Here is a 14,184-nt window from a genome sequence, read left to right on the forward strand (position 1 = left end):
CGGTCAACCGTCGGTCGCGTCGTAGGCGGCGGCCCACAGCCCGGCCCAGCGCGGGAGCCGCTGGTCGCCGGAGTGGGCGCGCTGCATCATGAACACGGTCGTCGTGTCCTCGGCGGGGTCGGTGTACCAGGCGGTGCCGTAGTAGCCGGGCCAGCCGTAGCTGCCGGGCGACGGGCCCGGCCGGGTGCGGCGGGTGACGACCGCCATCCCGAAACCCCAGCCCATGGCGTCGAAGTACCCGGGCCAGAACCCGGAGACCGCCTTCTGGTGCGGCGTCAGGTGATCGGTCGTCATCAGCGCCACCGACGCCTCGGACAGCACCCGCTCGCCGTCGAGGGTGCCGCCGGCGCGCAGCATCGACGCGAACCTGAGGTAGTCGAGGGCGGTGGAGACGAGCCCGCCGCCGCCGCTCTCGAACACCTGCGGACGGCTCCACCGCCCGTCGGGGCCGTCCTCGACCACCGGCTGTCCGGAGGGCTCGTCGTCGCGCTCGTACGCGGTGGCGAGCCGGTCGAGGCTGCCGGGCGCGACGACGAAGCCGGTGTCGCGCATCCCGAGCGGGCCGCAGATCCGCTCCCGCAGCGCGTCGCCGAAGGACATGCCGGTCGCGCGGGCGATGAGCACACCGGTCACGTCGGCGGCCGTGTCGTACATCCACCGCTCACCCGGCTGGTGCGGCAGCGGCAGCGCGCCGAGCCGGCGCAGCCACGCGTCCGGAGGCAGCTCACCGACCGCGGCGAGGGCGTCGGCGATCGGCACCGTGCCCGGCTCGGCGGGGACCATGCCGGTGCCCAGCGTGTACGTGAGCAGGTGCCGCAGCGTGATCGGCCGGTCCGCCGCGACGACGTCGTCGAGGGGGCCGTCCGGGTCGGCGAGCACCGTCATGTCCGCCAGCTCCGGCAGCAGCGCGTCGACCGGGTCGTCGAGGCCGACGGTGCCGTCGTCGACGAGCGTCATCGCGCACGCCGCGACGACCGGTTTCGACGTGGACCCCATGCGGCAGATGGTGTCGGCGGCCATCGGCGTACCGGCGCCGGCACCCTCGAACGCGAGACTGCCCACGGCCTCGACGTGGACCTCGCCGCCGCGGGCGACCAGAGCCGCCATGCCCGGCACGAACCCGGCGTCGACCTCGTGCTGCAGGAGCGCGCGCAGTCTGGCGGTCACGCACCGCACGCTACACGCCGCCGAAGCGGCCGGGGTCGGGTGCAAGATACGTGCCATGAGTGGACCGTTGCGGGGCGTGCGGGTGGTCGAGCTGGCAGGGATCGGGCCGGGGCCGTTCGCGGGGATGATGCTGGCGGATCTCGGCGCGGACGTGGTGCGGGTCGATCGGGTCGGGCCGGGCTCGCCGATCGCGCCGCCGGCGGCGACCGACCTGCTCAACCGCGGCAAGCGGTCCGTCGCCGTCGACCTGAAGGACCCCGGCGGGGTCGCGACCGTGCTCGCGTTGGCGCAGCGGGCACATGTACTGGTGGAAGGGTGGCGGCCGGGGGTCGCGGAGCGGCTCGGCGTCGGCCCGGAGCAGGTCCACGCCGTGAACCCGGCGCTCGTGTACGGGCGGATGACCGGGTGGGGGCAGGACGGGCCGCGGGCCACCACCGCCGGGCACGACATCACCTACCTGGCGCTGTCGGGGACGCTGCACGCGATCGGCCGGGCCGGCGGGCCGCCGCAGGTGCCGGTGAACCTCCTCGGCGACTTCGGCGCGGGCGCCATGTACCTCGTCGTCGGTGTCCTCGCCGCGCTGCGGGACGCGGAGCGGACCGGCCGGGGGCAGGTCGTCGACGCGGCGATCACCGACGGCGCCGCGCACATCAGCACGATGCTGCACAGCATGCTGGCGGCCGGCCTGTGGCAGGACCGCCGCGGCGTCAACATGATCGACACGGGGGCGCCGTTCTACGACGTGTACGAGACCGCCGACGGCAAGCACGTCGCGGTGGGCGCGTTCGAGCCGCAGTTCTACGCGACGCTCATCGCCACCCTGGGCCTGACCGACCTGCCGGACCAGCTGGACGTCGCGCAGTGGCCGGTGCTGCGGGAGCGGCTCGCCGCGGCGTTCCTGACGAAGACCCGCGACGAGTGGTCGGCGTTGTTCCATGACGGTGACGGCTGCGTCACCCCCGTACTGTCGCTGCACGAGGCGCCGCAGGACCCGCACCTGCGGGCGCGGGGCACGTTCGCCGACCACTTCGGGGTCGTGCAGCCGGTGCCGCAGCCCCGCTTCTCCGCCACCCCCGCGACCCTCACCGGCCCGCCGCCGCTGCCGGGCCAGCACACCGCGGAGGTCCTGAAGGACTGGGGTGTTCAGGAGGAGTAGCCGGGCGCCCCGGTGCAGCGGTCGATGACCGGGGTCGCCGGCCGCAGCGTCGCCGCGTCGAACGAGACCCGCCACTCCTGCCCGTCGACGGTCTTCGCGACGATCTCGTCCCCGACGACGGTGGCGGAGGCGAACGTCCACGCGTCCAGCTCGTGCCCGGCGTACGGGTCGTTCACGAAGCAGGCGACGGTCGCGGTGCTGTCGCGGCTGAGCAGCCCGTCACGCGACCGCAGCCGCAGCTTCTGTTCCTGGCGCACGATCACGTTCTGCTGCCACGCGACCACCCGCACGTCCGGGCCCGACGCGACGACCGTGGGCGCGTGCGGCTCGTACTCCTCCCCGGACACGGCCACGAGCCCGGCGGCACCGACGAGGAGGCCGAGCAGACCGGTGCCGGCCTGGGTCACCAGCCGCCGGGTGCTCTCCGGCATGAGCCCGCGCACCGCGACGATCGCCACGACCGCGGCCAGGAACACCGTCAGGAACGGGTGCGCGAGCGGTGCGAACGCGGCGTACCTGGCGTTGGCGGCCACCGCCGCGGCGACCGTGACAACGACAGCCCCGGCGGCGACACCAAGCATGACGACAGCGGTCCTACGGCCCATGTGGACATTCTCGCAGGACGATGCGCGGCGGTGGGGTACCGTGCCGGTCCAGGGCAAGTTACTCTCGGGTAGGTGAGCACTGAGGCTTTCGTTTACGACGCTGTCCGCACCCCGCGCGGGCGCGGCAAACAGAACGGCTCGCTGCACGGGGTGAAGCCCGTGTCGCTGGTCGTCGGGCTGATCGACGAGCTGCGCCGCCGGTACCCCGGGCTCGACCCGGCCGACATCGACGACGTCGTCCTCGGCGTCGTCACCCCGATCGCGGACCAGGGGTCCGACATCGCCAAGACCGCCGCGATCGCCGCCGGCCTGCCGGACACGGTCGCCGGGGTGCAGCTCAACCGGTTCTGCGCGTCGGGGCTGGAAGCCGTGAACGTCGCCGCGCAGAAGGTCCGGTCCGGCTGGGAGGACCTCGTCCTCGCCGGCGGCGTCGAGTCGATGTCGCGGGTGCCGATGGGCTCCGACGGCGGCGCCTGGGCGATGGACCCGGAGACGAACTACGAGACGCGGTTCGTGCCGCAGGGCATCGGCGCCGACCTGATCGCCACGATCGAGGGCTTCAGCCGCGAGGACGTCGACGCGTACGCCCTGGAGTCGCAGACCCGCGCGGCGAAGGCGTGGGCCGGCGGATACTTCAGCCGGTCCGTCGTGCCCGTCCGGGACCGCAACGGCCTCGTCGTCCTCGACCGGGACGAGCACATGCGCGCCTCCACCCTCGAAGGGCTCGGGCAGCTGCCGCCGTCGTTCGCGACGATCGGTGAGATGGGCGGCTTCGACGCGGTGGCGCTGCAGCGGTACCACTGGGTCGAGCGGATCGAGCACGTGCACACCGCCGGCAACTCCTCCGGCATCGTCGACGGCGCGTCGCTCGTCATGGTCGGCAGCGAGGCCGCCGGGGCGCGGGCCGGGCTCACCCCGCGGGCGAGGATCGTCGCCGCCGCGGTCAGCGGCGCCGACCCGACCATCATGCTCACCGGCCCGGCACCCGCGACCCGCAAGGCCCTCGCGAAGGCCGGTCTGACCGCCGGCGACATCGACCTGGTGGAGATGAACGAGGCGTTCGCCGCGGTCGTGCTGCGCTTCGCCAAGGACATGGACTTCGACCTGGAGAAGGTCAACGTCAACGGTGGCGCCATCGCGATGGGTCACCCGCTCGGCGCGACCGGCGGCATGCTGCTCGGCACGCTCGTCGACGAGCTCGAACGCCGCAGCCTGCGGTACGGCCTGGCCACGCTGTGCATCGGCGGCGGCATGGGCATCGCCACCATCGTCGAGCGAATCTGAAGGGCACACGGCACATGACCGACACGATCCGCTGGGACCGTGAGGACGACGGCGTCGTGGTCCTCACCCTCGACGACCCGGCGCACTCCGCCAACACGATGAACGAGGCGTTCGTCGCCGACCTCGGCACCACCGTCGACCGGCTGACCGCCGAGAAGGACACCATCACCGGCGTCGTCGTCACCTCGGCGAAGAAGACGTTCTTCGCCGGCGGCGACCTGCAACGCCTCGGCAGCCTCGGCCCCGACCAGGCCGCCGACGTGTACGCCTCGTCCATGCACCTCAAGGGCCTCCTGCGCCGCCTCGAAACGCTCGGCCGGCCGGTCGTCGCCGCGATCAACGGCTCCGCGCTCGGCGGCGGCCTGGAGATCGCGCTCGCCTGCCACCACCGCATCGTCGCCGACGACGCCCGCGTCGAGATCGGGTTCCCCGAGGTGACGCTCGGGCTGCTGCCCGGCGCCGGCGGGGTCGTGCGCACCGTGCGGCTGCTCGGCATCGCGCAGGCGCTGCTCACCGTCCTGCTCCGCGGGCAGCGGCACCGGCCCTCCGCCGCCCTGGAACACGGCCTGGTGCACGAGGTCGCGCCCCGCGAGGAGCTCCTCGACCGGGCGAAGGCGTGGATTCTCGCGAACCCGGGCGCGGTCCAGCCGTACGACGTGAAGGGCTACCGCATCCCCGGCGGCACCCCGGCGCAGGCGTCGTTCGCGGCGAACCTGCCCGCGTTCCCGGCGACGCTGCGCAAGGAGCTCAAGGGCGCCCCGTACCCGGCGCCGCGCAACATCCTCGCCGCCGCCGTCGAAGGCGCCCAGGTCGACCTGGAGACGGCGTTCGCCATCGAGGGCCGCTACTTCACCGAGCTCGCCACCGGGCAGATCGCCAAGAACATGATCAAGGCGTTCTTCTTCGACATGCAGCAGGCGAACTCCCGCGGCACCTCCTCGGCGCCGTTCACCAAGGTCGCCGTGCTCGGCGCGGGGATGATGGGTGCGGCGATCGCGTACGTGTGCGCGAAGGCCGGCATGCAGGTGCTGCTGAAGGACGTCACCGTCGAGGCGGCCGCCCGCGGCAAGGAGTACGCGGTGCGCGTGCTGTCGAAGAAGCCGTTCCTGCCGGCCGAGGAGATCCTGGCCCGGATCACCCCGACCGCCGACGCCGCCGACCTGGCCGGGTGTGACCTGGTCATCGAGGCGGTGTTCGAGGACCCGGGCCTGAAGCACAAGGTGTTCGCCGAGATCCAGGACGTCGTAGCGCCGGACGCGCTGCTGTGCTCCAACACCTCGACGCTGCCGATCTCGGCCCTCGCCGAAGGGGTGACCCGCCGGGAGGACTTCGTCGGGCTGCACTTCTTCTCACCCGTGGACAAGATGCCGCTCGTCGAGGTCATCCGCGGGAGTGCCACCTCGTCTGCCGCTGTCGATCGGGCGCTGGGTGTGGTGCGGCAGCTGAAGAAGACGCCGATCGTCGTCAACGACAGCCGCGGGTTCTTCACCAGCCGCGTCATCGGCACGTTCACCGGTGAAGGGCTGCTCATGCTCGCCGAGGGCGTGCCCGCGCCGTCGATCGAGCAGGCGAGCCTGCAGGCCGGCTACCCGGCGGCGGTCCTCGCGCTGATGGACGAGCTGACCCTGACGCTGCCGCGGAAGATCCGGCTCGCGTACGGCGACGCGTGGACCCCGACGCCCGCCGACGCGCTCATCGACCGCATGATCGACGAGTTCGGCCGGCCGGGCCGCTCCGGCGGGGCCGGCTTCTACGAGTACGTCGACGGCAAACGCGACCGGCTCTGGCCGGGCCTGCAGGAGCATTTCCGGATTGCCGAAACCGATATTCCGTTCATCGACATGCAGGAGCGGATGCTGTTCGCGGAGGCGCTCGAGTCGGTGAAGTGCCTCGACGAGGGCGTCCTCACCAGCGTCGCGGACGCCAATGTCGGCTCGATCCTCGGGATCGGCTTCCCGGGCTGGACCGGCGGTGTCCTGCAATACATCAACCAGTATTCGGGTGGGCTGCCCGGGTTCGTCGCCCGCAGCCGTGAGCTCGCCACCCGCTACGGCGCCCGCTTCGAACCGCCGGCGCTGCTGCTGCGCAAGGCGGAGGAGGGTTCGCAGTTCGTCTGACGGCGGTCAGGAGCAGTCCTCCTGATTCTCCGTAGCAAGTTGGTCGCTCTACGTTACGGTCTTCGGTTGCGGGCGGCGGGTCTGTCGCCGCCCTCCAACCGGGGGTGAGACCGCGATGGCGGCGTTCGGGGTGCTGCTGCGACAAGGACCGACGCGGACCCTGTCGGCGTTGGCGGCGTCGGTACTGACAGCGATCGGCGGGACGCTCGCGGCGCCGGGACTCGCGTCCGCCGCGGAGCTCGCGCAGCAGCACATCACCTGGACGGAAACGGCGGACACGCCGCTGGCCACCGGCACCGTCTCGGTCGCCGCGGTCGTCTCGTCCGGGCTGCCCGTGTCGTACACCAGCACCAGCGGCGACGTGTGCACCGCCGACGGCGACGTCGTCACCCTGCACCGGCAGGGGCGCTGCACGATCCGCGCCACCCAGGCCGGCAACGCCTCCTTCGCGGCGGCGGAACCCTCGAGCTCGTCCTTCGCCGTCCTCGGCCGCGCCCAGAAGATCACGTGGACCCCGACGCCGGACGCCTCGATCACCACCGGGACGGTCCGCGTGTCGGCGACCGCATCGTCCGGGCTCGCCGTCACCTTTCGCACCGCGACGCCCCGCACGTGCAAGGTCAAGGGCGGCACCGTCACCCTCGTCGCCGGCGGCACCTGCACCGTCCGCGCCACCCAGCCCGGCGACGACGAGTACGCCCCCGCACCCGGCGCCGACGACTCGTTCGTCATCGGAAAACTGGCGCAGACAATCCGGTTTTCCGGCCCGGCCGACACGGCGATGACGACCGGCACCGTGCCCGTCGACGCTGCGGCCACGTCCGGGCTCACCGTGACCGTCACCAGCCGCAGCCGCAAGGTGTGCGCCGTGTCGGCCCGCCGCGTGACGCTCGTCGGCGCCGGCACCTGCGTGCTGCGCGCCACGCAGCCCGGCAACGGCAGGTACGCGCCCGCGCCACGGATCGAGCGGCGGTTCACCGTCGGCCGCGGCGGGCAGACGATCGAGTTCCCCTCGCCGGGGCCGGTGCCGCTACCGGCCGGCACGGTGACGGTCACGCCGTCCGTGTCGTCGGGTCTGCCGGCCACCGTCACCAGCGCCAACCCGGCCGTGTGCACCGTCACCGGCGCGTCTTCGGCGGGGACGGCGGTCGCACTGGTCGCGGTCGGCACGTGCGTGCTGCGGGCGGACCGGGCCGGCACCTCGGACTGGTCCGCGGCCGCGACCGCCGAGGTCAGCTTCCCCGTCGTCAGGGGCAGCCAGACGATCACGTTCCCGCCGCAGCCCCCGGCCGCGGCCGGCGCGACCGTCACGCTGTCGGCGACCGCGTCGTCGGGGCTGCCCGTCACCTACACCGCGTCGAACCCGGACGTCTGCACCGTCGCCGGCACCACCGTGACCCTCTGGGTCGCCGGTTCGTGCACGATTCACGCCACCCAGCCGGGCGACGGCCGCTGGAGCCCGGCACCCGCGGCCGACGCGACGTTCGCCGTCACCCGCGACGCGCAGACGATCACGTTCTCCGCGCCGCCCACCACGCCAGTCACCGACGAGACCGTCCGTGTGTCCGCGACCGCCACGTCCCGATTGCCGGTTGCCATTACCAGCAATACCCCGACGGTGTGCACCGTCGACGGCGCCGTCGTCACGCTCCGCACCCCTGGCAGGTGCACGGTGACGGCGACCCAGCGCGGCGACGCGACCCATGCCGCCGCGCCGCCGGTGACCCACACGTTCACCGTCGCCCGCGGCACGCAGCGCATCACGTTCCCGCGGATGGCCGCCCGGTCCGTGCTCGACGGACCGCTGACGGTGGCGCCGTCCGCGTCGTCGTACCTGCCGGTGTCGGTGTCCAGCGGCACCCCCGACGTCTGCATCGTGACGGGCACCGTCGCTGGAGCCGTGGCAGACAACGCGGGCGGCGCGGGCAGCGCGGCCGGCGCCGTGACGGGGAACGCGCCAGGGGACGTGGCCGGCGCCGTAACAGGCGACTCGGGCGATGCGACCGGCGCGGCGGTGGGCGATTCGGGCAGTGCGACCGGCGCCGTGACGGGCGACTCGGGCAGTGCGACCGAGGCGGTGGGCGATTCGGGCAAGACCGCAGGTGCGGTGGCGGGCACCGGCGCCGGGATCGTGGTCACGCCGCTCGCCGCCGGCGTGTGCACGCTGCACGCCACGCAGCCGGGTAACGCCGAATGGGCCCAGGCGCGTCGTGTCACGCGGACCGTGCGGTTCACGCCGGTGCCGCAGACCGTCACCTTCGCCGTGCCGCCGCCGGTCGCGGTGTCCGACGGGCCGGTCGGCCTCGCTGCGGCCGCCTCGTCGGGGCTGCCCGTCACGTACAGCAGCGGAAGCCCAGACACGTGCTCGGTGGGCGGCGCGACGGTGACGCCGCTCGCAGCCGGTGGATGTGTGCTCGTCGCGCACCAGCGCGGTGACCGGCGGTTCGCGCCCGCGCCGGACGTGACCGCGACGCTCAGCGTCCTGCACGACCCTGCGCCCGTCACCGTCCCGGCCGCCGCGCCACCGGCCGATGCCGCCGCCGGCCGGATTGCCGGCGCCGGCAATCCCGCTGCCGGTGAGGCGGTCACGCTCAGCGGCGGCGGCTACAGGCCCGGCACCGCGGTCGAGGTCGTCGTGTACTCGGCGCCGCGGCCGCTCGGCACCGCGTACGCCGACGCCGCCGGGACGTTCACGCTGCTGGTCGTCGTGCCGGCCGACCTGCACCGGGGCGGGCACACCTTCGTCGCCGCCGGTCTGGCCGCCGACAACACGCCGCGCTACCTGACCGCCCCGGTCGCCGTCCACCCTGCCGCGGCGACGCTCCCGGTGACCGGTGGGCCGGTCGGTGCCATTGCCGCGCTCGGCAGCTGGGCCGTCCTCATCGGCACCGTCCTGGCGCTGCTCGGCCGGCGCGGGCTGTGGCAGTACCGGTGGCTGTACCGCTTCCTGTACCGCGCCCGCCACGCCGTCTGACCGCCCGGACCGCTTCGAGCGGACCCGGAGCGGACCCGGAGGGTCGCAGACGGTTTGCTGACAGATCATCCGCCGGCAGTCGCATTGGTACGCTCGGACGCATGACCGCTCCGTTGAGGGTCGAGCCCGACCTGTCGTTCCTGCTCGACCACACCAGTCATGTGCTGCGCACGCAGATGGCGGCCGCGCTCGCGGAGATCGGGCTGACGCCACGGATGCACTGTGTCCTCGTGCATGCGCTCGGCGTGGAGCGGACCCAGATCCAGCTCGCCGAGATCGGTGGTATGGACAAGACGACGATGGTCGTGACCGTCGACGCGCTGGAGAAGGCCGGTTACGCGGAGCGCCGGCAGTCCAGCACCGACCGGCGGGCGCGGATCATCGCGGTGACGCCCGCCGGGGCGGAAATCGCGGCGCGCAGCCAGGAGATCGCCGACGGTGTGCATGCTGCGGCCCTGGGCTCGCTGCCCGGGGACGAGCGGGATGTGCTGGTGAGGGCGTTGACGCGGCTCACCCAGGGGCATTTCGCGACGCCGTCGGAGGCGCCGGGCGTGCGACGGGCACGACAGTAGGTCTCTTGCGTATAGTTCCGTAGCAGACGATCTGCTACGGTCGGACCATGGACACCAACCGTGGGGCGGCGCTCGCCGTCCTCGCCACCGGCATGCTCATGACCATCCTGGACGGCAGCATCGTCACCGTCGCGATGCCCGTCATGCAGGCCGACCTCGGCTTCACCCCGTCCGGGCTGACGTGGGTCGTCAACGCCTACCTGATCGCGTTCGGCAGCCTGCTGCTGCTGTCCGGGCGCCTCGGCGACCTGCTCGGCCGGCGCCGGATGCTCATCGCGGGCACGGTCGTCTTCGTCGCCGCGTCCGTCCTCGCCGGGCTCGCCACCTCACCGGCGGCGCTCGTCGCGGCCCGGTTCCTGCAGGGTGCCGGCAGCGCGATGGCCAGCGCCGTCAGTCTCGGCATCGTCGTCACGCTGTACCCGGCGCCGGCCGAACGCGCGAAGGCGTTCGGGGTGTTCGCGTTCACCGGCGCGGCGGGCGCCTCCATCGGCCAGGTCCTCGGCGGCGTCCTCACCGACCTGCTGAGCTGGCACTGGATCTTCCTGATCAACGTGCCGATCGGCGCGGCCGTGCTCGCCGGCATGCGGTTCGTCCCCGCCGACCGCGGTCTCGGCCTGCGCGCCGGCGCGGACGTGCTCGGCGCGTTCCTGGTCACCGCCGGGCTGATGGCGGGCATCGCGGCGGTGGTCCAGCCCGCCTGGCGCTGGGTGACCGCGGCCGCGGCGGTCCTGCTGCTCGCCGGGTTCGTCGCCCGGCAGGCCACCGCCCGCACCCCGCTGATGCCGCTGCGCGTGCTGCGCAACCGCCAGGTCGCCGGCGCCAACATCCTGCAGATCCTGATGATCGGCGCGATGTTCTCCTTCCAGATTCTCGTCGCCCTGTACATGCAGCGCGTCCTGCACTACACCGCCCTGCAGACGGGCCTGGCGATGCTGCCCGCGGCACTGTCGGTCGCCGTGGTGTCGCTGGCCGTGTCGACGCGGGTGATCGCACGCGTCGGTGAGCGGGGCACGCTGATCGCGGGGCTGAGCATGCTGGCGCTCGCGCTGGGGTGGCTGACGCGACTGCCGGCCGACGCCCGGTTCGCGCCGGACCTGCTGCCGGTGATGCTGCTGATCGCGGGTGGCGGATTGGCATTGCCGGCAATCACCGGCCTGGGCATGTCAGGCGCCCGCCCCGACGACGCGGGCCTGGCGTCCGGGCTGTTCAACACGACCCAGCAGCTCGGAATGGCCCTCGGCGTCGCCGCACTCTCGACGGCGGCGGCGTCCCGGACCGCCGGGCGACTCGCGGCGGGCGCGTCGGAGGCAGCCGCGCTGACGGCCGGGTACCGGCTCGCGTTCACGATCGGGGCGGCCCTGCTGCTGGTGTCGATCGCCGTGGCCGCCTTCGTGCTGCGCTCACCCGCGCCCCGCCCGCAGCCGGCACAGGTGAGGTCGCAAGCGTCGGAGGCATCGGAGGCATCGGGGGCGGAGGCCGGTTCGACGCCGGCCGCGGCCGTGCCAGGGCGCGGCTGACCTGGGTCGTGGCCCGCTCCGGGTCTGGGTGGGTGGCCCGCCGGTGGCGAGCGAGGGCGCGGCGTCGCCCTCAGCGGTGGGCCCAGGGGTCGGTTTCGGCGACGGCGAGCCAGGCATCGACCTCGGCGGCAGTGTGGTGGCGGATCGACCAGTCGACCTGGCGGAGGGACATGTGCGCCCAGCAGGCGGCCAGGACCTCCGCGGGTGCGAGCGCGAGCGCCGCGTCACGGACCGGTGGCGTCAGGTGCGGGGCCTGGCGGGACAGCACGAACAGCAGCGTGACCAGGTCGAACGCGCGGTTGCCGCGGCCGGCGCCGTCCCAGTCGACCACGCCGGTCACGACCACGCCGGCGTCGCCCGCAGGCAGTGGGAGTGCGTCGCTCGTGCCGGCAACCGTCGCGGCGGTGGGGGAGACCAGGACGTTGCCCGGGTGGAAGTCGAAGTGGACGAGGTCGTCGCCGGGCAGCACGTCCATCGGGACGGCGCGGACCCTGGCGAGGAGCTCGGCGGACCGGGCAGAGTGTCCGGCCAGCGAGCCGTGCTGGCAGAACCCGGGTCCGTCGCGGTGCAGGTACAGCTGCCGCGGCGGCAATCCGGAATCGCGCAGGAGTCCGGCGCAGCGGGCGCTCACCGCCAGCATCGCGTCGACGACGGCGCTGTCGGTGACGGCCGGTGACGCGCCCGGCAGGAACTCTTGGACGACGACCGTGACCCCGGCGACGCCGGCGACGCGCTCGTAGCGGGGTGCCGGGACGCCGGCGGCGCGGGCGATCGGGACCAGCCGGGCGGAGGCGGCGTTGCCGCTGGTCAGGACGGCTCGGCGGCCGTCGGGCAGTAGGACGTAGCCGGCGCCGACCTCGCCGCCGGGGCACGGTCCGAGGTACGTGAGGCCGAGCGCGGCGGCGCACGCGGGAACGTCGAGTCGCAACTTCCCCCCAAACTCTATACACTGTATAACGTGATTGACGTGCGAGACGTTCGCAAACACTACGGCGGGAAGGCGGCCCTCGACGGGGTCGACCTGACCGTCGAGGCAGGGACCGTCCACGGGCTCCTCGGCCCGAACGGTGCCGGCAAGACCACCCTCGTCCGAATCCTCGCCACCCTGGTCCGCCTCGACCGGGGGACCGCCACCGTCGCCGGGCACGACGTCGCCAGGCACCCCGAGCGGGTGCGGGCATCCATCGGGCTCGTCGGGCAGCACGCCGCCGTCGACGAGCTGCTCGGCGCCCGGCAGAACCTGGTCATGTTCGGCCGGCTCAGCCACCTCGGCAGTACAGCGGCGAAACGGCGCGCGGACGAGCTGCTGGAGCAGTTCGGGCTCGCCGACACCGGCGGCAAGCCCGTCGCGCGGTTCTCCGGCGGGATGCGGCGCCGGCTCGACCTCGCCGCCGGGATGATCCTCACCCCGAAGGTGCTGTTCCTGGACGAGCCGACCACCGGCCTCGACCCGCACGGCCGCGCCGAGGTGTGGGCCGCGGTCCGCCGGCTCGTCGCCGGCGGCACGACCGTGCTGCTCACCACCCAGCACCTGGACGAGGCGGACCAGCTCGCCGACCGGATCTGCGTCATCGACCACGGCCGGGTGATCGCCGACGGCACGCCCGCCTCACTGAAGGGCACCGACCGGCTCGAGGTCGTCACCGCCGGGGACCCCGCACCCGCCGCGGACCGGCTCGGCGTCCTCGGCCCGGTCACCGTCGACGGGCAGCGGGTCAGCGTGCCCGTCCACGACCGGGTCGCCGCGCTCGCACTCGCCGCCGGCATCCCCGGTGTCGAGGACATCACCCTGCGCCGCCCCACCCTCGACGAGGCCTTCCTGAAACTGGTGACCACATGAGATGGGCGCTGCACGACGGCTGGGTCATGACCCAGCGGGAACTGGCGCACCTCGCCCGGCAGCCCGCACAGATCGTGGTCATGCTGCTGTTTCCCGTATTGCTGGTACTGATGTTCGGGTTCGTCCTCGGCGGTGGGATGAGCGTCGCCGGCGGCGGCGACTACCGCGAGTACCTGCTGCCCGGCATGTTCGCGATGACGATGCTGTTCGGGGTCGAGTCGACGTTCGCGGCGATCGCGACCGACACCGGCCGCGGCGTCATCGACCGGTTCCGGTCCCTGCCGATGGCGGCGTCGGCGCAGGTCACCGGCCGAGCCCTCGCCGACCTGCTCACCTCCGCGCTCGGGCTGCTGGTCATGCTCGGCTGCGGGCTCGCCGTCGGCTGGCGCTGGCACGACGGGCTCGCCGGGGCGCTGACCGCGGTCGGGCTGCTGCTGTGGCTGCGGTTCGCGGTCCTGTGGGTCGGCGTGTACCTGGGCCTGCTCAGCGGTGACCCGCAACTGCTCGTCGCGGTGCAGATCCTGGTGTGGCCGGTCGCGTTCCTGTCCAGCGCGCTCGCCTCGCCGCAGGACATGCCGGACTGGCTCGGCGCGCTGTCACACTGGAACCCGCTGTCCGCCACCGCGGACGCGACCCGCGCCCTCTTCGGCAACCCCGGCGGCGGCGACACCTGGCCCGCCGTGCTCTGGCCGGCGGTGCTCACCGCCGTGTTCGTGCCGCTGTCGATCAGGCAGTATCGTCGCCTGTCGCGTTGACACACCACCAAGCGCGCCAAGCACCCACCACGCACCCGACCACGCACCCACCAAGCACCACCGAACGCCGACGGGCACTGCGAAGCGCTCCGAAGCACCCGGCGGTTCATCCGCCTGAGTGGCCACGGACCTGCCGTATCGCCGGTTACCGGATTGCTGGTAGCCGGCAATACGGAAAATCAGTAACCGAGTGAAGC

Annotated in this window: 11 protein-coding genes; 8 read left to right on the top strand and 3 right to left on the bottom strand. The window is 73.3% G+C overall.

The window, feature by feature from the left end; all coding sequences use genetic code 11:
* Positions 1–3: 3 nt before the first annotated feature.
* The gene (locus ACFY3L_RS04055; protein ID WP_389318482.1) at positions 4–1,167 is read right to left on the bottom strand and encodes a serine hydrolase domain-containing protein; all 1,164 of its coding nucleotides are present in this window, start codon (positions 1,165–1,167) and stop codon (positions 4–6) included.
* Between the two features lie 55 nt (positions 1,168–1,222).
* Between ACFY3L_RS04055 and ACFY3L_RS04060 the strand changes: the two genes are divergently transcribed.
* Positions 1,223–2,323 carry a CaiB/BaiF CoA transferase family protein gene (locus ACFY3L_RS04060; protein WP_389318484.1) on the top strand — a complete coding sequence of 367 codons (1,101 nt, stop codon included), beginning with the start codon at positions 1,223–1,225 and terminating at the stop codon, positions 2,321–2,323.
* Here ACFY3L_RS04060 and ACFY3L_RS04065 read toward each other — a convergent pair.
* The gene (locus ACFY3L_RS04065; protein ID WP_389318486.1) at positions 2,311–2,928 is read right to left on the bottom strand and encodes a hypothetical protein; all 618 of its coding nucleotides are present in this window, start codon (positions 2,926–2,928) and stop codon (positions 2,311–2,313) included. The two genes, ACFY3L_RS04060 and ACFY3L_RS04065, sit on opposite strands and share 13 nt — an antisense overlap.
* A gap of 72 nt (positions 2,929–3,000) precedes the next feature.
* On the opposite strand from ACFY3L_RS04065, the gene ACFY3L_RS04070 reads away from it, so the two are divergent.
* The 5 genes from ACFY3L_RS04070 to ACFY3L_RS04090 all read left to right on the top strand — a co-directional run bounded on the left by ACFY3L_RS04070 (position 3,001) and on the right by ACFY3L_RS04090 (position 11,392).
* A complete protein-coding gene (locus ACFY3L_RS04070; protein WP_389318488.1) occupies positions 3,001–4,212 on the top strand; it encodes an acetyl-CoA C-acetyltransferase in 1,212 nt (403 codons plus the stop codon).
* Positions 4,213–4,226: 14 nt separating this feature from the next.
* Positions 4,227–6,329, top strand: coding sequence for a 3-hydroxyacyl-CoA dehydrogenase NAD-binding domain-containing protein (locus tag ACFY3L_RS04075; RefSeq protein ID WP_389318490.1), 2,103 nt, complete (start codon positions 4,227–4,229; stop codon positions 6,327–6,329).
* Positions 6,330–6,444: 115 nt separating this feature from the next.
* Positions 6,445–9,303, top strand: coding sequence for a hypothetical protein (locus ACFY3L_RS04080; RefSeq protein ID WP_389318492.1), 2,859 nt, complete (start codon positions 6,445–6,447; stop codon positions 9,301–9,303).
* A 101-nt stretch (positions 9,304–9,404) separates the two neighbouring features.
* Entirely contained in the window at positions 9,405–9,875 is a 471-nt protein-coding gene (locus ACFY3L_RS04085) for a MarR family winged helix-turn-helix transcriptional regulator (RefSeq protein WP_389318494.1), read from the top strand.
* A 47-nt stretch (positions 9,876–9,922) separates the two neighbouring features.
* The gene (locus ACFY3L_RS04090; protein ID WP_389318496.1) at positions 9,923–11,392 is read left to right on the top strand and encodes an MFS transporter; all 1,470 of its coding nucleotides are present in this window, start codon (positions 9,923–9,925) and stop codon (positions 11,390–11,392) included.
* A 70-nt stretch (positions 11,393–11,462) separates the two neighbouring features.
* On the opposite strand, the gene ACFY3L_RS04095 is transcribed toward ACFY3L_RS04090, so the two are convergent.
* Complete coding sequence (locus ACFY3L_RS04095; RefSeq protein ID WP_389318498.1) at positions 11,463–12,320, bottom strand: phosphotransferase; 858 nt, start codon at positions 12,318–12,320, stop codon at positions 11,463–11,465.
* 21 nt (positions 12,321–12,341) lie between these two features.
* Here ACFY3L_RS04095 and ACFY3L_RS04100 point away from each other — a divergent pair, with 21 nt between their 5' ends.
* Positions 12,342–13,232 carry an ATP-binding cassette domain-containing protein gene (locus ACFY3L_RS04100; RefSeq protein WP_389319148.1) on the top strand — a complete coding sequence of 297 codons (891 nt, stop codon included), beginning with the start codon at positions 12,342–12,344 and terminating at the stop codon, positions 13,230–13,232.
* Positions 13,229–13,987 carry an ABC transporter permease gene (locus ACFY3L_RS04105; protein WP_389318500.1) on the top strand — a complete coding sequence of 253 codons (759 nt, stop codon included), beginning with the start codon at positions 13,229–13,231 and terminating at the stop codon, positions 13,985–13,987. The genes ACFY3L_RS04100 and ACFY3L_RS04105 overlap by 4 nt, the downstream gene beginning before the upstream one ends.
* The last annotated feature ends 197 nt before the right edge of the window (positions 13,988–14,184 follow it).

Origin of the sequence: Dactylosporangium sp. NPDC000521, assembly GCF_042898305.1 — a bacterium.
In the GTDB taxonomy this organism is placed as follows: domain Bacteria; phylum Actinomycetota; class Actinomycetes; order Mycobacteriales; family Micromonosporaceae; genus Dactylosporangium.

What these genes read in the sequence shown, in the direction of transcription:
- ACFY3L_RS04060 (WP_389318484.1), top strand. Translation starts at nt 1,223, where the DNA reads ATGAGTGGACCGTTGCGGGGCGTGCGGGTGGTCGAGCTGGCAGGGATC.
- ACFY3L_RS04065 (WP_389318486.1), bottom strand. Translation starts at nt 2,928, where the DNA reads ATGGGCCGTAGGACCGCTGTCGTCATGCTTGGTGTCGCCGCCGGGGCT.
- ACFY3L_RS04075 (WP_389318490.1), top strand. Translation starts at nt 4,227, where the DNA reads ATGACCGACACGATCCGCTGGGACCGTGAGGACGACGGCGTCGTGGTC.
- ACFY3L_RS04080 (WP_389318492.1), top strand. Translation starts at nt 6,445, where the DNA reads ATGGCGGCGTTCGGGGTGCTGCTGCGACAAGGACCGACGCGGACCCTG.
- ACFY3L_RS04085 (WP_389318494.1), top strand. Translation starts at nt 9,405, where the DNA reads ATGACCGCTCCGTTGAGGGTCGAGCCCGACCTGTCGTTCCTGCTCGAC.
- ACFY3L_RS04090 (WP_389318496.1), top strand. Translation starts at nt 9,923, where the DNA reads ATGGACACCAACCGTGGGGCGGCGCTCGCCGTCCTCGCCACCGGCATG.
- ACFY3L_RS04105 (WP_389318500.1), top strand. Translation starts at nt 13,229, where the DNA reads ATGAGATGGGCGCTGCACGACGGCTGGGTCATGACCCAGCGGGAACTG.